The organism is Sphingomonas naphthae (assembly GCF_028607085.1).
Taxonomy (GTDB): Bacteria; Pseudomonadota; Alphaproteobacteria; order Sphingomonadales; family Sphingomonadaceae; genus Sphingomonas_Q; species Sphingomonas_Q naphthae.
On the sequence record NZ_CP117411.1, the window covers coordinates 423,832 to 440,729 of the forward strand.

Sequence of the window (16,898 nt, forward strand, 5' to 3'; positions counted from 1 at the left end):
AGCTTGCTCGGGGAGGAGTTTCGATTACCTCGGCACCGCCCTGAACAGCCGGCCCTGGCCGTCGGTGCCGCCATCCTCCAGCACCAGCAGCGATCCGTCCGCCGCCTGCACCACGTCGCGCACGCGCATTCCCATGTCGAACCGCTCGGCTTCCTTCGCGCGGCCCATGTCGTCGATCGTCACGCGGACGATCGATTTGGAGGAGAGGCCGCTGATGAGCGCGCTGCCCTTCCAGCCGGGGAAGAGCGTGCCGGTGTAGAAAGTCAGGCTGCCCGGCGAGATCACCGGGTTCCACCACAGTCGCGGCGCCGCGAATTCGGGGCGGGTGGGGTGATCGGGGATCGGCTTGCCGCTGTAATGGTCTCCGTTGGACACGATCGGCCAGCCGTAATTGCGGCCCGGCTCGATCAGGTTGAGTTCGTCGCCGCCGAGCGGCCCCATCTCCAGCTCCCACAGCGCGCCGTTGGGCGCGAAGGCCATGCCGAGCGGGTTGCGGTGGCCGACGGTGATCGCGGTGGCGGGCACGTCGGCCTTGGCCGCCGGATTGCCCGGCCACGGCTTGCCGTCGAGCGTGAGGTGGAGAACCTTGCCCAGCGCCTGCGCGGGATCCTGCGCGGGGATGAAGCGCTGCCGCTCGCCGGCCGAGAGATAGAGGCTGCGGCCGTCCTTCGGGAAGGCGATGCGCGAGCCGAAATGGCCGCCCTTGCCGGGCGATCCGCCGCGGAAGATCACGGTGACGCCCTCCAGCGCGGCGGGCGTGAGCTTCGCGCGGGCGAGCGCGAGCTGGCTACCGCCTTCGGCGGGCTCGGAGAAAGTGAAATAGATCAGGCCCGACTTGGCGAAGCCCGGCGCCAGCGCCACGTCGAGCAGCCCGCCCTGGCCGACCGCCTCCACTTTGGGCACGCCCGCCAGCGGCGCCGACAGCTGCCCGCGCGCCGAGATCAGCCGCATCGCACCGTCCTTCTCGGTGGCGAGCATCCGCCCGTCCGGCAGCGGCACGACCGCGAAGGGATTGGTGAGCTGGGCGATCTGGGTCAGCGCGAAGGTGGGAGCCTTGGCGGGCGTGCCGCCCTTGGCGCTCATGGCGCTGGGCTCCGGGCCGCTGTTCTGCCCCTGCGCGGAGCAGACGCCGCCGATCGACAGAGCGGCGGACAAGGTGAGGATCAGGGTCGGCGCGCGCATCAGTCTTGGCTCCGGGGGAAGGGGGGTGCTTTCGCCTCGCTCAACGAGGGGCGGGGATCAAGGCTCCATTGCGAAAGATGGCCCGCTTAGCTAAGTGATGACCAAGGAGTTCAGCCCATGACGACCGTGACCGTCCACGAGGCCAAGACCCATCTGTCCCGCCTGATCGCCGAGGTCGAGGCCGGCGGCGAGGTGGTGATCGCGCGCGGCAAGGAGCCGGTGGTGAAGCTGGTGGCGGTGAAGCCGAAGCGGACGCCGCAATTCGGCGCGCTCAAGGGCAAGATCGGCTGGAGCGAATCCTTCTGGGATCCGCTGCCCGAGGACGAATTGCGTCTCTGGAATGGCGAAGGCGATTGAGGCTGCTGCTCGATACCCATGCGCTGATCTGGTGGGTGCGCGGGGATGAACGGATGCGAGTGCGGGACGAGATCATGGACCCGGCCAACGACAAGCTCGTCAGCGCCGTGTCGGCCGTCGAGATCGCGACGAAGGTTCGGCTGGGCAAGCTGCCCGAGGCCGAGGATCTGGCTCGCCATTTCGAGGCCGTCGTCGATTTCCAGGGTTTCGATCGCATGGCGTTGACGACGGCGCAGGGGCTGCTGGCGGGCAACATGCCCGGCACGCACAAGGATCCGTTCGATCGTATGCTGGCGGCGCAGGCGCTGAGCGAGAATCTGGTGCTCGTATCCAACGACGAAGCGTTCGATCAATTCGGTGTGCGGCGCCTCTGGTAAGCGGCTTGCCGACTCCCGCGAAGGCGCCTATATCGCCCTTCGTCTTCTCGACATCGGTAATTCCACCGAGGTCGGCTCCCCCGGAGCCGGCGCGCGAAGGCGCATGGTTTTTTACCGGAGTGGCTTTTGACCGATATCGCGCACCTGACGAAGCTGATCGAACCCGAGGCGCAGGCGCTCGGGCTCTCGCTGGTCCGCGTGCAGATGAACGGCGGCAAGAGCGACCCAACCTTGCAGGTGATGGCCGAGCGGCCCGACACCCGCCAGCTCGACCTGACCGATTGCGAGGCGCTGTCGCGCCGCCTGTCCGATCTGTTCGATACGGTCGATCCGATCGAGGAAGCCTATCGGCTGGAGGTCTCCTCCCCCGGCATCGATCGCCCGCTGACCCGTCTGGCCGATTTCGCCGACTGGGCGGGCTTCGCGGCGCGGATCAAGCTGGTCGAGCGGCTCGACGGGCGCAAGCAGTTCGATGCCGTGCTGCAAGGGCTGGATGGCGAGACCATCCTGCTCGACGGGGGCAAGGGCGGCCAGTTCGCCATCCCCTACACCAACATTCAGTCGGCCAAGCTGGTCTTGACCGACAAGCTCATCAAGGCGACCGCGCCGCTTTCGGTTGAAGGCGCGGACCGGATCTCAACGGAAGGATAATCGCACGATGGCCACCGCCATTTCCGCCAACAAGGCCGAGCTGCTCGCCATCGCCGACGCCGTCGCGCGCGAGAAGCTGATCGATCGCGAGATCGTGATCGAGGCGATGGAGGACGCCATCCAGCGCGCCGCCCGCGCCCGCTATGGCGCGGAGAACGACATTCGCGCCAAGATCGACACCAAGCAGGGCGACCTGCGCCTGTGGCGCGTCGTCGAGGTGGTCGAGGACGTCGAGGATTATTTCAAGCAGGTCTCCGTGGTGGACGCGGAGAAGTTGCAGAAGGGCGCCGCCGTCGGCGACTTCATCGTCGATCCGCTGCCCAATTTCGAGTTCGGCCGCATTGCCGCGCAGGCCGCCAAGCAGGTGATCTTCCAGAAGGTCCGCGATGCCGAGCGCGAGCGCCAGCATGAGGAATTCAAGGATCGCGCCGGCGAGATCATCACCGGCGTCGTCAAGCGGGTCGAGTTCGGCCATGTCGTGGTCGATCTGGGCCGCGCCGAGGGCGTCATCCGCCGCGACGCGCAGATCCCGCGCGAAGTCGTCCGCGTCGGCGATCGCATCCGCTCGCTGATCCTGCGCGTGGTTCGCGAAAATCGCGGCCCGCAGATCTTCCTGAGCCGCGCCCACCCCGATTTCATGAAGAAGCTGTTCGCGCAGGAAGTGCCGGAAATCTATGACGGCGTCATCACGATCATGGCTGCCGCGCGCGATCCGGGCAGCCGCGCCAAGATCGGCGTCATCAGCCGCGATTCCAGCATCGATCCGGTCGGCGCGTGCGTCGGCATGAAGGGCAGCCGCGTGCAGGCCGTCGTGCAGGAGATGCAGGGCGAGAAGATCGACATCATCCCCTGGTCGCCCGACACCGCGACCTTCGTGGTCAACGCGCTCCAGCCCGCCAACGTCGCCCGCGTGGTGATCGACGAGGAGGAGAACCGCATCGAGGTGGTCGTGCCCGACGATCAGCTGAGCCTCGCGATCGGCCGTCGCGGCCAGAACGTGCGCCTCGCCAGCCAGCTGACCGGCCATGCGATCGACATCCTGACCGAAGCCGACGCCAGCGAGAAGCGCCAGAAGGAATTCGTGCAGAACAGCGAGCTGTTCCAGGGCGAGCTGGACGTGGACGAGACGCTGTCGCAGCTGCTCGTCGCCGAGGGCTTTTCCAGCCTCGAGGAAGTGGCCTACGTCGAGATCGACGAGATCGCCGCGATCGAGGGCCTCGACGAGGAGATCGCGCAGGAGCTTCAGAGCCGCGCGCAGGAAGCGCTCGACCGCCGCGAGCAGGCCAACCGCGAGGAGCGCCAGGCGCTCGGCGTGGAGGATGCGCTGGTCGAACTGCCGTATCTGACCGAGGCGATGCTGGTCACGCTCGGCAAGGCCGGGATCAAGACGCTCGACGATCTGGGCGATCTGGCGACCGACGAGCTGGTCGAGAAGAAGCGTGCCGAACCGCGCCGCCGCAAGGAGGGCGCGCCCGCCCCCAAGGAGGACAAGGGCGGCGTGCTCGCCACCTACGGCCTGTCGATGGAGCAGGGCAACGAGATCATCATGGCCGCCCGCCAGGCCGCCGGCTGGTTCGGTGACGAGCCGGAAGCGGCGCCCGCCGCAGCCACCGACGCGGAGAGCGAGGCCTGATGCCCTTCGTCGACATCCGCCTGGCCGGTTCGGCGACGCGCGCGCAGAAGGCGGCACTCGTCGCCGACATCACGCGCGCGCTCGGCGAGCATCTCGGCAAGCCGGCGGCGGCTGTGCAGATCAACATCACCGAGCTGAGCCTCGAGAATTACGGGGCCGGCGGTCAGTTGATCGCCGACCGCGCGCCCGCGCCCGCGTCTCCTGTTCAGGAGGTCGCGTCCGCGGATGACAAACGATGAGCATCCCAACGGCCTGACCGCGGACGCGCCTACCCCCCATCGTGGCGGGGTGAAGGGGACGCACGTCCCCGAGCGCAAGTGCATCCTCACCGGCGAGCGGGCTCCGCGCGCCGGGCTGATCCGTCTCGCGATCGGCCCGGACGGGCAGGTGCATCCCGACATCCGCGCCAAGGCCCCCGGCCGGGGCGCGTGGATCGGCGTGGATCGCGCCACGCTGGACACCGCCATCGCCAAGGGCAAGCTGAAGGGCGCGCTGGCCCGCGCCTTCAAGGGCGCCGTCGCGGTGCCCGCCGATCTCGCCACCCGGATCGGCGAGGCGCTGGAGCGCGCCGCGCTCGACCGGATGGGGCTGGAGGCGCGCGGCGGCACGCTCATCACCGGCACCGACAAGATCACCGATGCCGCGCGCAAGGGGCAGGTGGCGCTGCTGCTGCACGCCGCCGATGCCGCGCCGGACGGCAATCGCAAGCTGGATCAGGCGCTGCGAGTCGGCCGCGACGAGGAAGGATCGGGCGCCAGGGGGCTTATAATCCCGGTGCCGCGCGCCATATTGTCGATGGCGCTGGGGCGTGAAAACGTGGTACACATCGCCGTCATCGCCCCGGCAGCCGCCGCACGGGTTTCGGACGCGCTCGACCGCTGGCGCCGATATATCGGATGGGACGACGAGCCTTGATGCGCCGCGAGTGACCGCAGGCGCGCCAAGGCGTGTGAGTAAAGAGATCGAAGGGTTCGAAGGGTTCAGATGAGCGATAACGACAAGCCGAAACTGGGGATGCGCGCGCCGCTGGGCGTCCGGCGGACCGTGGAGACGGGCAAGGTGAAGCAGAGCTTCAGCCATGGCCGCTCGAACACGGTGATCGTCGAGACGAAGAAGGCCCGCGTGCTGCGCCGCCCCGGCGATCCGGCGCCGGTGGCCGAGCCCGAAGTGCAGGCCGCCGGCGAAGCCGCGGTGATCGAGGCGCCGCGCCCGGCGGCGCCCGAGGCCGCGCCCGCGCCGATCGTCGCCGCGCCCGCCCCGGCCCCCGCGCCGACGCCGGCCCCCGCGCCTGCCCCGCGCCCGGCGCCGCCGGTCCAGTCGCGCCCGATGACTCCGCTGGAGCGCCGCGAGCAGCAGGAGCGCCTGCTGCGCGAGGCCGACGAGGCGCGCATGACCGCGCTGGAGGAAGCGCGTCGTCGCGACGACCGGCTGAAGGCCGAGGCGATCGAGGAAGCCAAGCGCCGCGCCGAGGACAAGAGCCGCGCCGAGGAAGCCGCCGCCAACGCGCCGGCCCCGGTGGCCGAGCCCGTCGCCGAGGCGTCCGCGCCGGTGGCCGAGCCTGTCGCCGAAGCCGCGCCCGCCCCGGCCGCCGCCGATGCGGCGGCGACCGAGAGCGGTCGCCCGGCGATTCCCGCGCCGCGCCGCTTCACGCCCGTCACCCCGGCCAAGCGCCCCGAGCCGGCCAAGCCGTCGCGCGACCGCAAGGGCGTCGACGATCGCCGCCAGTCGGGCAAGCTGACCGTCACCCGCGCGCTCGACGACGACAGCGGCGCCCGCGCCCGCAGCCTCGCCGCGCTGAAGCGCGCCCGCGAGAAGGACAAGCGCGCCCACCAGTCGGGCCAGGTGTCCGCCAAGCAGGTGCGCGACGTGAACGTGCCGGAGACGATCACCGTCGCCGAACTCGCCAACCGCATGGCCGAGCGTGGCGCCGATCTGGTGAAGGCGCTGTTCAAGATGGGCATGCCCGTCACCGTCAACCAGACGATCGACCAGGATACGGCCGAGCTGCTCGTCACCGAATTCGGCCACAATCTGAAGCGCGTGTCCGAAAGCGACGTCGATCTCATCACCGAGTCGGATGTCGATGCGCCGGAGACGCTCAAGTCGCGTCCCCCGGTCGTCACGATCATGGGCCATGTCGATCACGGCAAGACCAGCCTGCTCGATGCCCTGCGCGGCACCGATGTGGTGAAGGGCGAGGCCGGCGGCATCACCCAGCATATCGGCGCCTATCAGGTGACCGTGAAGTCGGGCACGAAGATCACCTTCCTCGATACGCCGGGCCACGAGGCGTTCAGCCAGATGCGCGCGCGCGGCGCCGACGTGACCGACATCGTCGTGATCGTGGTCGCCGGCGACGACGGCATCCGCCCGCAGACCATCGAGGCGATCGCCCACACCAAGGCGGCCGGCAAGCCGATGATCGTGGCCATCAACAAGATGGACAAGCCGGGCAGCAACCCGCAGCGCGTCCGCGAGGCGCTCCTCCAGCATGACGTGCAGGTGGAGAGCATGGGCGGCGAAACCCAGGAGGTCGAGGTTTCGGCGCTCAAGGGCACCGGGCTGGACGAGCTGATCGAGAAGATCGAGCTTCAGGCCGAGCTGATGGAGCTGACCGCCAACCCCGATCGCCCCGCCGAGGGCGTGGTGGTCGAGGCGCAGCTGGACAAGGGCCGTGGCCCCGTCGCGACGGTGCTGGTGCGCCGTGGCACGCTCAAGACCGGCGACATCTTCGTCGTCGGCGCCGAGAGCGGCAAGGTGCGCGCGATCATCGACGACAAGGGCAAGACGGTGAAGACCGCCGGCCCGTCCACCCCGGTCGAGGTGCTCGGCATCTCCGGCGTGCCCCATTCGGCCGACCAGCTGTCGGTCGTCGAGAATGAGGCGCGTGCCCGCGAGATCGCGGAATATCGGGCTGGCGTGATCCAGCAGAAGCGGACGACCAACGCGCCCGCCAATCTGGAAACGATGTTCTCGGCGCTGCGCGAGAAGCAGGCGCAGCAGTTCCCGGTGGTCATCAAGGCCGATGCGCAAGGCTCGGTCGAGGCGATCGTGGGCTCGCTCAACAAGATTTCGACCGACGATATCCAGGTGCGCATCCTGCACTCGGGCGTCGGCGGCATCACCGAGAGCGACGTGTCGCTGGCGGCGGCGTCACGCGCGCCGATCATCGGCTTCAACGTCCGCGCCAACGCCAAGGCCCGCGAGATCGCCCAGCGCGATGGCGTGGCGCTGAAATATTACGACGTCATCTACGATCTGATCGACGAGATCCGGTCGGGCATGGCCGGCCAGCTTGGGCCCGAATATTTCGAGACGGTCGTCGGCCGCGCCGAGGTCCGCGAAGTCTTCTCCGCCGGCAAGCACGGCAAGGCGGCGGGCCTGCTCGTCACCGAGGGCTTCATCCGCAAGGCGCTGCGCGCCCGCCTCACGCGCGACGACGTCATCATCTACAACGGCTCGATCGCGTCGCTCCGCCGCTTCAAGGACGATGTCGCCGAGGTCCGCGCGGGTCTCGAATGCGGTATCACGCTGGAGAATTCGGTGGACGTGAAGGCCGGCGACTTCCTCGAGACGTTCGAGGTCGAGGAGCGCGCGCGGACGCTGTGATGACCGGGCGGCTGGCGCTGTATGCGCCGGCCGCTTATCCCTTCCGGCGGCGCGCAACCTGCGCGTCGCAAGGAGGTGATTTATATAGATATTGAAATCGTGTTGGCTCTGGTTCTCGGCGTGGCCACCCTTGTGGTCGCTATACTCAGCCTGGTGGTGAAGATCATCGAGTTGAGCCGCCGATAGTCCGGTGCGGGGTCCGGCGCTGGAACGCCGGACCCCAATAGCCCGGTCTCCAAAAAGGTTGAGCCCGGACGCTGGAACGCCCGGGCTCAAGGAGGTGATATAGATATGTCACCGTATTGGCCTAACTCATATACGCCCGAAAGCCCGGACCTTCAACATGCGACGTAACGAAACCTCCGAAGGCAAGTCGGTCCGCCTGCTGCGCGTGGGCGAACAGGTGCGCCATGCCCTGTCCGATATCCTGATGCGCGGCGACGTGCATGACGCGACCTTGTCCGCCACGATGATCTCGATCACCGAAGTGCGCATGTCGCCGGATCTGAAACACGCCATGGCTTTTGTGAAGCCGCTGTCGGCGGGGCGCGATGCCGAGGATGCGGTGATCCTGAAGGCGCTGCGCACCAACACCGCCTATCTCCAGTCCGAGGTCGCCAAGCGGGTGAACCTGAAATATGCGGCGAAGCTGAAGTTCCTGCTCGACGAGAGCTTCGACGAGGGCGGCAAGATCGACCAGCTGCTGCGCGATCCCAAGGTGGCGCGCGATCTGGCCGACGACAGCGGCGACCAGCCCGCGTGAGCCCCCGCGCGGCGGCGTTGCTGCCGCTGATGGCGCTCGCCACGGCCTGCACCGCGCCGCCCCGGACGATCGCGGTGCCCGATCCCATCCTCCAGACGGTGCTGGCCGACATGGGCGCGCGCTGCGTGGCGATCGATTTCGAGCCGCCGGATCGGCTGTCGCTGCGCCGCTTCATGCCCGGCATGGAATTTTCCGCGCAGGGCCGCGATCTGCCGGTCGCGCAGAATTACCGGATCGAGGCGGCGGCGACGGCGGCCATGTCGGGCGGCGAGCAGCCCGGCCTGCGCGGCGAGGCGCCCTGGCCCGACCGGATCGGTTGCGGCTATGCGATGCTGGGCACCGGCGATCAGGTCGGCCGCATCCGCCAGCCCGCCATCGCCGACGAGATCGCCTTCGTCGAGACGCGCGATGGCAGCGGCATCACCTGGTATGTGCTCGATGGCCAGTCGGGCACGTGGGACATCATCGCAAAGGCCAGCAACCATGCCATCTGAAACCCTCCTCACACCACCGCCCGCCGATGGCGAGTTGCGGATGGTGGCGCTCGCCGAGCATCACCGCGACGCCCTCGCCGCGATCTGCGCGGAGGATGCGGGCATCTGGGAGATGTATGCCATCGACTGGGGGGCCGCCGGCTTCGCGACGAACTTCGCCGCGATCCTCGCCAATCCGGCGCGGATTCCGTTCGTGGTGATGGAAGGGGACACGCTGGTCGGCATGTCGGCGTGGATCGATCTCAACCGCGATCGCCGCTCGGTCGAGATCGGCAACACCTATTTCCGGCCCGCCACGCGCGGCACCGGGGTCAACGGGCGGGTCAAGCGGATGATGCTGGCCGATGCCTTCGCCAAGGGGCATCAACCGCGTCACCTTCAGCGTGGACGTTCGCAACGCTCGCTCGCGCGCGGCGATGGCGAAGGTGGGCGGGCATCTCGACGGGATCATGCGGCAGGATCGCGTGACCTGGACCGGTCATGTCCGCGACAGCGCGATCTTCTCGATCCTGGCGGACGAATGGCGCTGAGCGTGTTGGACGGCTGGATCATCCTCGACAAGCCGCTCGGGCTGGGATCGACGCAGGGCGTGTCGGCGGTGAAGCGGGTCGCGCGCCAGTGCGGGCTGGGCAAGGTGAAGGTGGGCCACGGCGGCACGCTCGATCCGCTGGCGACCGGCGTGCTGCCGATCGCGCTGGGCGAGGCGACCAAGCTGACCGGGCGGATGCTCGACGCCGACAAGACCTACGACTTCACCATCGCCTTCGGCACGCAGACCGACACGCTCGATCTGGAAGGGGCCGTGATCGCGACGAGCGACGCGCGGCCGACGATGGCGGACGTCGCGGCGGTGCTGGCGCGCTTCACCGGGCCGATCGCGCAGGTGCCACCAGCCTATTCGGCGCTGAAGGTGGATGGCGCGCGCGCATATGATCTGGCGCGAGCGGGCGAAGAGGTGGTGCTGGCCAGCCGCAACGTGACGGTTCACTCTCTTACCATCCTCCCCGGCACGGGGAGGGGGACCGCCGCCGAAGGCGGTGGTGGAGGGGGCTCGCCACCAGCGCAGCGCTTCGGGGATAGCCCCCTCCACCAGCCTGCGGCTGGTCCCCCTCCCCGTGCCGGGGAGGAGCTGGCGGCCATCACCCTTTCCGCCACGGTCTCGAAGGGCACCTATATCCGCAGCCTCGCGCGCGATATCGCGCTGGCGCTCGGCACGGTCGGCCATGTCAGCATGTTGCGGCGGACCAGGGCGGGGCCGTTCACGCTGGATCAGGCGATTTCGCTGGACAATCTGAACCAAGCCGCTACTGCCCGCGCGCTTGAAGATGTGACCTTGCCCATGACGGCGGGGCTGGACGGTATCCCGGCTCTCTCCGTTTCCCGCGATCAGGCAGGCGCGCTCCGACAGGGGCGTATCTTACGCGGGATGCCTGCGACACCGGGCCTCAACCTCGCCGTGGAAGACGATCTTCCCGTGGCGCTGGTGGAGGCCATCGACGGAGAAATCCGGGTGGTGCGGGGCTTCAACCTGATGCCGAAGGAAACGATATCATGACGATCACCGCTGTACGCCGCCAGGAAGTCATCGCCGACAACGCCCGCGCCGAAGGCGACACCGGCTCCCCGGAAGTGCAGATCGCGATCCTCACCGAGCGAATCGTCAACCTGACCGAGCATTTCAAGACCCACGCGAAGGACAATCACTCGCGCCGCGGCCTGCTCCTGATGGTCAACAAGCGCCGTAGCCTGCTCGCCTACCTTCAGAAGAAGGACCGGGCCCGCTACACCGCCCTCATCGCGAAGCTCGGCCTTCGCAAGTGACGCAAGGGGCGCCCCCAAAGGGCGCCCCTTTTGTCATCCCGAACATGTTTCGGGATCCATCTCTCCGCTGGATGACGGCCGGGAGATGATCGCCGCCCACTTCTCCGGCGCTTTGCCTGTGGAGAGGTGGATGCTGAAACACATTCAGCATGACGATGGATTACAAGACGGGGACCACCGGCAATTCGGCCGAAGTCTCAAGGGGCAAATGTCCCGCACCGCCGCGAGCCGGTAGCTCGCACGCTGTCCCGGCAGGCATAGGGCCGCCGGAGAAGGAAAACCAATGTTCGACATCAAGAAGAGCGAGATCCAGGTCGGTGGCAAGACCATCACCTTGGAAACGGGCCGCGTCGCCCGCCAGGCCGATGGCGCCGTCCTCGCCACCATGGGCGAGACGGTGGTGCTGTGCGCCGTGACCGCCGCCAAGAGCGTGAAGGAAGGGCAGGATTTCTTCCCGCTCACCGTCCACTATCAGGAAAAATATTCGGCGGCCGGCCGTATCCCCGGCGGCTTCTTCAAGCGTGAGCGCGGCGCGACCGAAAAGGAGACGCTGACCAGCCGTCTCATCGATCGCCCGATCCGCCCGCTGTTCCCGGAAGGGTTCTACAACGAGATCCTGTGCATCGCGCAGGTGCTGTCCTACGACGGCGAGAACGAGCCCGACATTCTGGCGATGATCGCCGCATCGGCCGCGCTCACCATCTCGGGCGTGCCGTTCATGGGCCCGATCGGCGCCGCGCGCGTCGGTTATATCGATGGCCAGTATATCCTGAACCCGACCAACGATCAGGTGAAGGAAGGCGACCTCGACCTCGTCGTCGCCGCCACGCATGACGCGGTGATGATGGTCGAATCCGAAGCCAAGGAGCTTTCGGAAGAGGTGATGCTGGGCGCCGTCGTGTTCGCGCACGATGCGTCGAAGAAGATCGTCGAGGGCATCATCAACCTCGCCGAGAAGGCCGCCAAGGATCCGTGGGAACTGCCGGTTCTCGACGAGGGCGACCTTAAGAAGCAGGTCAAGGACCTGATCGGCAAGGGCATCGCCGCCGCCTACAAGATCACCGCCAAGGCTGACCGCGTCGCCGCCATCGCCGCCGCCAAGGCGCCGATGAAGGAAGCCTTCGCCGACGCCGATCCGGCGACCCGCCTGAAGGCCGCCAAGCTCGGCAAGAAGGTCGAGGCGGAGATCGTCCGCACCGCCATCCTGAAGGAAGGCCGCCGCATCGACGGCCGCGACACGAAGACCGTTCGCCCGATCGAGGCGATGGTCCACTTCCTGCCGCGTACCCACGGTTCGGCGCTGTTCACGCGCGGCGAGACGCAGGCGATCTGTACCACGACGCTGGGCACCCGCGACGCCGAGCAGATGATCGACGGCCTGACGGGCCTGACCTACGAAAACTTCATGCTGCACTACAACTTCCCGCCCTATTCGGTCGGTGAAGTGGGTCGCTTCGGCGCCCCCGGTCGTCGGGAAGTCGGCCACGGCAAGCTCGCCTGGCGCGCGCTGCATCCGGTGCTGCCGACCAAGGAGGAATTCCCCTACACGATCCGCGTCCTCAGCGACATCACGGAGAGCAACGGCTCCTCGTCGATGGCGACGGTGTGCGGCGGTTCGCTGTCGATGATGGATGCCGGCGTGCCGCTGAAGCGCCCGGTTTCGGGCATCGCGATGGGCCTGATCCTCGAAGGCACCGACTTCGCCGTCCTCTCGGACATCCTGGGCGACGAGGATCACCTCGGCGACATGGACTTCAAGGTGGCCGGCACGTCGGAAGGCATCACCAGCCTGCAGATGGACATCAAGATCGCCGGCATCACCGAGGAGATCATGAAGGTCGCGCTGGCGCAGGCCAAGGACGGTCGCGCCCACATCCTGGGCGAGATGGCCAAGGCGCTGGATCACACCCGCACCGAGCTGTCGGCCCACGCGCCGCGCATCGAGACGATCACGATCGACAAGTCGAAGATCCGCGAAGTGATCGGCACGGGCGGCAAGGTGATCCGCGAGATCGTCGCCACCACCGGCGCCAAGGTCGACATCGACGACGAGGGCGTCATCAAGGTGTCGTCGTCCGATCAGTCGCAGATCGAAGCCGCGATCAAGTGGATCAAGGGCCTCGTCGAGGAAGCCGAGGTCGGCAAGATCTATGACGGCAAGGTCGTCAACCTCGTCGATTTCGGCGCGTTCGTGAACTTCATGGGCGGCAAGGACGGTCTCGTCCACGTCTCGGAGATCAAGAACGAGCGGGTCGAGAAGGTGTCGGACGCGCTGTCCGAGGGCCAGGAAGTCAAGGTCAAGGTGCTCGAGATCGATCCGCGCGGCAAGGTTCGCCTGTCGATGCGCGTCGTCGATCAGGAGACCGGCGCCGAGCTGGAGGACACCCGCCCGGCCCGTGAGCCGCGCGCCGATCGCGGCCCGCGCCGCGACGGTGGCGGCGGCGATCGCGATCGCGGCCCGCGCCGTGACGGCGAGCGTGGCCCCCGCCGTGAAGGCGGCGAGCGCGGCCCGCGCCGCGACGGCGAGCGCGGCCCCCGCCGCGACCGTTCGGACGACAACGGCCCGGCGCCCGACTTCGCGCCGGCCTTCCTGAAGCGCGACGACGACTGATCGTCCGCCGACAGGTTGAATGAAAGAAGGGGGTCGCGGCGACGCGGCCCCCTTTTTCGTGCCCGATATATGACACGTCGCCCCGGCGAAGGCCGGGGCCTCGTCAGGCTTGGGGCGACGGCAGTGGCAGCCTCCTGAGGCCCCGGCCTGCGCCGGGGTGACGGTTGGCCTTGGGGAACCTCTCCCCACCCCGACGCGCTCTCCCCGTCAGGAGGGAGGAGACGCATCATGGCCCTCGACGACAGCCTGACCCCCGCGAGCCAGCTCGCCGCGACCAACCCGATCCGCCAGCCGCACGAAAGCGACACCTACCGCGCCGCCCGCACCGCGCTGCTCGCCGAGGAGATCGAGTTGCGCCGCCATATCGAGCGGGTCGCGGCGCAGCGGCGCCAGCTGCCCACCGGCCCCGAGGTGCGCGGCGACTATCGTTTCGAAGGGAAAGCGGGCGAGACCGATTTCGCCGGCCTGTTCGGGACCAAGGACACGCTGGTCCTCTATTCCTTCATGTTCGGCGCCGCGCGCGAAAAGCCCTGCCCGATGTGTACCACCCTGCTCGACAGCTGGGACGGGGAGGTGGGGCCGATCACCGATCAGGTGGCGCTGGCCGTCGTCGCCCGCTCGCCCTACGCGCGCCTCGCGGCTTATGCCAAGGAGCGCGGCTGGCGCGGGCTGCCGCTCTACGCTGACCTCACCGATGCGTTCAGCCGGGATTATCACGCCATCATGCCCGACGGCGACGACACGGCGGCGTTCAGCGTCTTCACCCGCCGCGACGGCACGATCCGCCTGTTCTGGTCGGCCGAAATGGGCTTCGAGACCGCCGATCCCGGTCAGGATCCCCGCGACGCGCCTGACCTGATGCCGATCTGGACGATCCTCGACGCGACGCCGGAAGGCCGCAAGCCGGACTGGTATCCCACCCTGGCGATGCGGGTGTGATCTTTCTCTCGACCCTCCCCCGCCAGACGAGGTGCCGCGATAAGACGGGCCTCCGGCCTTCGCCGGGGGTCGATGACTGGGGATCAGTCGCGGACCTGCGGGGGCTTGCCCACGCGGGTGATGTTCGAGGCCTTGGTGCCATCCTCGTTATACGCCTCGCCCTCGCTGCGCGGGTCGGCGGCGCCCTGCCAGTGGCCGTCCTTCCACTCGACGGCGTTGGCTTTCAGCCCCAGCGGGGCGACGGCGAGTTTTTCGCCGAGCGCGTTGAGGGCGGGGACCATGGCTTCCAGCGCGGTGCCCTTTTCGACCACGCCCGTGGCGCCCGGCGCGTAGAGCAGGGGCAGAGCGATGGCGTCCTGCGCGGACAGGTTCCAGTCCAGCACGCCGACCAGAGCCTTGGCGATCTGGGCGATGATGGTCGAGCCGCCGGCCGCGCCGAGGGCGATGCGGATCCTGCCGTCCGGGCCGTAGACGATGGTGGGCGCCATCGAGCTGCGCGGGCGCTTGCCGCCTTCGACCCGGTTGGCGACGAGATAGCCGTCCGCTTCCGGCACGATGTCGAAATCGGTCAGCTCGTTGTTGAGGAAGATACCGTTGAGCGTCAGCCCCGAGCCGAAGATGCTCTCGATCGTGGAGGTTATGGTTACGACGTCGCCCTGCCGGTCGACCGCGACCATGTGGCTGGTGCCCTGTTCGTCGCGCGGCGGGACGGGCTGTTTCGGCGGGGCGCCGGGGGGGGCGCCGGCGGCGATCGTCGCCATGCTGCGATCGGGCGCGATCAGCGCGGAGCGGGCGGCGAGATAGGCCGGATCGGTCAGGCCGGCGACGGGCACCGAAACCTTGTCCGGATCACCGAGATAGGCGTTACGATCGGCATAGGCCAGGCGCGAGCTTTCGGCGAAGAGGTGCCAGGCGGTCGGGCTGTCCTTGCCGAGCGCGGCCATGTCGAAGCGTTCGAGTTGCTTCAGGATCTGGAGGACGGCGACGCCGCCCGAAGAGGGTGGGCCCATGCCGCAGACCTTGTAGGCGCGGTAGGTGCCGCAGACCGGCGCGAACTGCTGGGCAGTGTAGGCGGAGAGATCGCGCACCGTCATCTTCGACGGGTTGCGCGGAGAATCGTTGACGGTGGCGACCAGCTTCGCGGCGGTCTTGCCGCGATAGAATTCGGCCGGGCCCTTTTTGGCGATACGGGCGAAGAAGGCCGCCTGGTCGGGGTTCTTGAGGATCGTGCCGACAGGCTTTGGCTTGCCGTCGGCTCCAAGCAGGTAGCTTTTGCCCCACGCGTCGACATGGCTGCTGTAGTTGCTCATCATCCCGAACATGCGCGGGGTGATGGCGAAGCCGTCGGTCGCGAGGCGGATGGCGGGCTGGAACAGGCGTGCCCACGGCAGGCGGCCGTGCGCCTTATGCGCCAGCGCCATCATCGCGAGATTGCCCGGCACCCCCACGCTGCGCCCGCCGGGGATGGCGTCGCGGATCGACAGCGGCTTGCCGTCGGCCCCGTAGAACCAGCGGATGTCGGCGGCGGCGGGCGCCTTCTCGCGGCCGTTATAGGTGTCGAGCTTGCCGGTCGCGCCATCGCTGTGAAGGAGGAAGCCGCCGCCGCCGATGCCCGAATTGTGCGGCTCGACCACGTTCAAGGCGAGCATCATCGCGATCGCCGCGTCGGTCGCGCTGCCGCCCGCGCGGAGGATCTCCGCGCCGGCGGCGGCGGCGCGCGGGTCGGCGGCGGAGGTCATGCCCGGTTGGCCGGTCGTCGGCGCCTTGGCCGGCGCTGCCAGCGGAAGGAAAAGAAGGGCGGCAGCGGCGAGGGGGCGGATCGACATGGGCGAACGATAGGGGCGAATGGTGCGGTGCGGCAATGTCTAACTATGCCGCGCGGTAGCCCCGCATCAGCAGCTCGAGCGCCTGATCCAGCTGGGTGTCCAGTTCGGCTTTGGGCAGGCGGCGCATCATGAGACCGCTGGCCATGCGGATCGCGATCGCGACATCCTTGGCCGTCAGGTCGGCGCGGACCTCGCCACGGGCGCGGGCGCGGGCGACGATCGGCTCCAGCATGCCCTCAAGCCGGTCACCCAGCGCGCGGAAGGCGGCCATATCCTCGTCGGACAGGCTGATCTCGGTCGCGAGCCGACCGAACAGCGCCGCCGCCTCGCGCCCGCCGCGCACGGCGGCCGAGATGGCCGCGGCGACGGACAGGTCCGGATCGAGCCGTTCGGCCATCCGGTCGATCTCCCGCGCGAAGATCGCGAGGGTGAGCGCCATCCGGTCCTTGAAGTTGCGGTAGAGCGTGCCGCGCCCCACGCCGGCGCGATCGGCGATCTCCTCCAGCGGCACGGCGAAGCCGCGTTCGGTGAAGCAGGCGATGGCCGCCCCGATCAGGGCTTCGCGGCGTTCGAGGGCGTCGCGGCGCATGATGTCGATCGTCCCCCTAAAAAGCACAAGCGGTGCGATTGCGCCT

17 protein-coding genes are annotated in these 16,898 nt (G+C 68.4%); 14 read left to right on the forward strand and 3 right to left on the reverse strand.

Translation table 11 applies throughout. From position 1 onward, the window contains the following. Window positions 1-24: 24 nt before the first annotated feature. Window positions 25-1,182 carry a PQQ-dependent sugar dehydrogenase gene (locus tag PQ455_RS02135; protein WP_273688775.1) on the reverse strand — a complete coding sequence of 386 codons (1,158 nt, stop codon included), beginning with the start codon at window positions 1,180-1,182 and terminating at the stop codon, window positions 25-27. Between the two features lie 117 nt (window positions 1,183-1,299). Here PQ455_RS02135 and PQ455_RS02140 point away from each other — a divergent pair, with 117 nt between their 5' ends. The 14 genes from PQ455_RS02140 to PQ455_RS02205 all read left to right on the forward strand — a co-directional run bounded on the left by PQ455_RS02140 (window position 1,300) and on the right by PQ455_RS02205 (window position 14,437). Then, window positions 1,300-1,539, forward strand: a complete 240-nt coding sequence (locus tag PQ455_RS02140) for a type II toxin-antitoxin system Phd/YefM family antitoxin (RefSeq protein ID WP_273688777.1) — start codon at window positions 1,300-1,302, stop codon at window positions 1,537-1,539. Beyond that, window positions 1,536-1,916 carry a type II toxin-antitoxin system VapC family toxin gene (locus PQ455_RS02145; RefSeq protein WP_273688779.1) on the forward strand — a complete coding sequence of 127 codons (381 nt, stop codon included), beginning with the start codon at window positions 1,536-1,538 and terminating at the stop codon, window positions 1,914-1,916. Before PQ455_RS02140 ends, PQ455_RS02145 begins: the two co-directional genes overlap by 4 nt. 126 nt (window positions 1,917-2,042) lie before the next feature. Continuing rightward, entirely contained in the window at window positions 2,043-2,567 is a 525-nt protein-coding gene (gene rimP, locus PQ455_RS02150; RefSeq protein ID WP_273688781.1) for a ribosome maturation protein RimP, read from the forward strand. Window positions 2,568-2,574: 7 nt separating this feature from the next. Next, window positions 2,575-4,200 carry a transcription termination factor NusA gene (gene nusA / locus PQ455_RS02155; RefSeq protein WP_273688783.1) on the forward strand — a complete coding sequence of 542 codons (1,626 nt, stop codon included), beginning with the start codon at window positions 2,575-2,577 and terminating at the stop codon, window positions 4,198-4,200. Next, window positions 4,200-4,439 (forward strand): tautomerase family protein, encoded by a 240-nt coding sequence (locus PQ455_RS02160; RefSeq protein ID WP_273688785.1) that lies wholly within the window; start codon window positions 4,200-4,202, stop codon window positions 4,437-4,439. Before nusA ends, PQ455_RS02160 begins: the two co-directional genes overlap by 1 nt. Further along, window positions 4,426-5,115 (forward strand): DUF448 domain-containing protein, encoded by a 690-nt coding sequence (locus PQ455_RS02165; protein ID WP_273688787.1) that lies wholly within the window; start codon window positions 4,426-4,428, stop codon window positions 5,113-5,115. The genes PQ455_RS02160 and PQ455_RS02165 overlap by 14 nt, the downstream gene beginning before the upstream one ends. Before the next feature lie 69 nt (window positions 5,116-5,184). Continuing rightward, the gene (gene infB, locus PQ455_RS02170; RefSeq protein ID WP_273688789.1) at window positions 5,185-7,809 is read left to right on the forward strand and encodes a translation initiation factor IF-2; all 2,625 of its coding nucleotides are present in this window, start codon (window positions 5,185-5,187) and stop codon (window positions 7,807-7,809) included. 21 nt (window positions 7,810-7,830) lie between these two features. After that, on the forward strand, window positions 7,831-7,995 hold the full coding sequence (locus tag PQ455_RS02175; RefSeq protein ID WP_273688791.1) for a hypothetical protein: 165 nt from the start codon (window positions 7,831-7,833) through the stop codon (window positions 7,993-7,995). 157 nt (window positions 7,996-8,152) lie between these two features. Continuing rightward, window positions 8,153-8,572 carry a 30S ribosome-binding factor RbfA gene (rbfA, locus tag PQ455_RS02180; RefSeq protein ID WP_273688793.1) on the forward strand — a complete coding sequence of 140 codons (420 nt, stop codon included), beginning with the start codon at window positions 8,153-8,155 and terminating at the stop codon, window positions 8,570-8,572. Beyond that, a complete protein-coding gene (locus tag PQ455_RS02185) occupies window positions 8,569-9,066 on the forward strand; it encodes a hypothetical protein (protein ID WP_273688795.1) in 498 nt (165 codons plus the stop codon). Before rbfA ends, PQ455_RS02185 begins: the two co-directional genes overlap by 4 nt. Before the next feature lie 520 nt (window positions 9,067-9,586). Further along, entirely contained in the window at window positions 9,587-10,621 is a 1,035-nt protein-coding gene (gene truB, locus PQ455_RS02190) for a tRNA pseudouridine(55) synthase TruB (protein WP_273691191.1), read from the forward strand. Continuing rightward, window positions 10,618-10,887, forward strand: coding sequence for a 30S ribosomal protein S15 (gene rpsO, locus PQ455_RS02195; protein WP_273688796.1), 270 nt, complete (start codon window positions 10,618-10,620; stop codon window positions 10,885-10,887). Before truB ends, rpsO begins: the two co-directional genes overlap by 4 nt. A gap of 283 nt (window positions 10,888-11,170) precedes the next feature. Then, window positions 11,171-13,498 carry a polyribonucleotide nucleotidyltransferase gene (pnp, locus tag PQ455_RS02200; RefSeq protein WP_273688798.1) on the forward strand — a complete coding sequence of 776 codons (2,328 nt, stop codon included), beginning with the start codon at window positions 11,171-11,173 and terminating at the stop codon, window positions 13,496-13,498. A gap of 228 nt (window positions 13,499-13,726) precedes the next feature. Beyond that, entirely contained in the window at window positions 13,727-14,437 is a 711-nt protein-coding gene (locus PQ455_RS02205; RefSeq protein WP_273688800.1) for a DUF899 family protein, read from the forward strand. 83 nt (window positions 14,438-14,520) lie between these two features. Here the strand turns inward: PQ455_RS02205 and ggt are convergent, their stop codons facing one another. After that, window positions 14,521-16,263 carry a gamma-glutamyltransferase gene (ggt, locus tag PQ455_RS02210; RefSeq protein WP_420542821.1) on the reverse strand — a complete coding sequence of 581 codons (1,743 nt, stop codon included), beginning with the start codon at window positions 16,261-16,263 and terminating at the stop codon, window positions 14,521-14,523. Window positions 16,264-16,306: 43 nt separating this feature from the next. Then, the gene (locus PQ455_RS02215) at window positions 16,307-16,852 is read right to left on the reverse strand and encodes a TetR/AcrR family transcriptional regulator (protein ID WP_273688802.1); all 546 of its coding nucleotides are present in this window, start codon (window positions 16,850-16,852) and stop codon (window positions 16,307-16,309) included. Between the last annotated feature and the right edge of the window lie 46 nt (window positions 16,853-16,898).

Coding starts and splice junctions, on each gene's coding strand:
- nusA (WP_273688783.1), top strand. CDS start 2,575: ATGGCCACCGCCATTTCCGCCAACAAGGCCGAGCTGCTCGCCATCGCC.
- PQ455_RS02135 (WP_273688775.1), bottom strand. CDS start 1,182: ATGCGCGCGCCGACCCTGATCCTCACCTTGTCCGCCGCTCTGTCGATC.
- infB (WP_273688789.1), top strand. CDS start 5,185: ATGAGCGATAACGACAAGCCGAAACTGGGGATGCGCGCGCCGCTGGGC.
- PQ455_RS02205 (WP_273688800.1), top strand. CDS start 13,727: ATGGCCCTCGACGACAGCCTGACCCCCGCGAGCCAGCTCGCCGCGACC.
- pnp (WP_273688798.1), top strand. CDS start 11,171: ATGTTCGACATCAAGAAGAGCGAGATCCAGGTCGGTGGCAAGACCATC.
- PQ455_RS02140 (WP_273688777.1), top strand. CDS start 1,300: ATGACGACCGTGACCGTCCACGAGGCCAAGACCCATCTGTCCCGCCTG.
- PQ455_RS02160 (WP_273688785.1), top strand. CDS start 4,200: ATGCCCTTCGTCGACATCCGCCTGGCCGGTTCGGCGACGCGCGCGCAG.
- rbfA (WP_273688793.1), top strand. CDS start 8,153: ATGCGACGTAACGAAACCTCCGAAGGCAAGTCGGTCCGCCTGCTGCGC.
- truB (WP_273691191.1), top strand. CDS start 9,587: ATGGCGCTGAGCGTGTTGGACGGCTGGATCATCCTCGACAAGCCGCTC.
- rpsO (WP_273688796.1), top strand. CDS start 10,618: ATGACGATCACCGCTGTACGCCGCCAGGAAGTCATCGCCGACAACGCC.
- PQ455_RS02175 (WP_273688791.1), top strand. CDS start 7,831: ATGCGCCGGCCGCTTATCCCTTCCGGCGGCGCGCAACCTGCGCGTCGC.
- PQ455_RS02215 (WP_273688802.1), bottom strand. CDS start 16,852: ATGCGCCGCGACGCCCTCGAACGCCGCGAAGCCCTGATCGGGGCGGCC.
- ggt (WP_420542821.1), bottom strand. CDS start 16,263: ATGTCGATCCGCCCCCTCGCCGCTGCCGCCCTTCTTTTCCTTCCGCTG.
- PQ455_RS02165 (WP_273688787.1), top strand. CDS start 4,426: ATGACAAACGATGAGCATCCCAACGGCCTGACCGCGGACGCGCCTACC.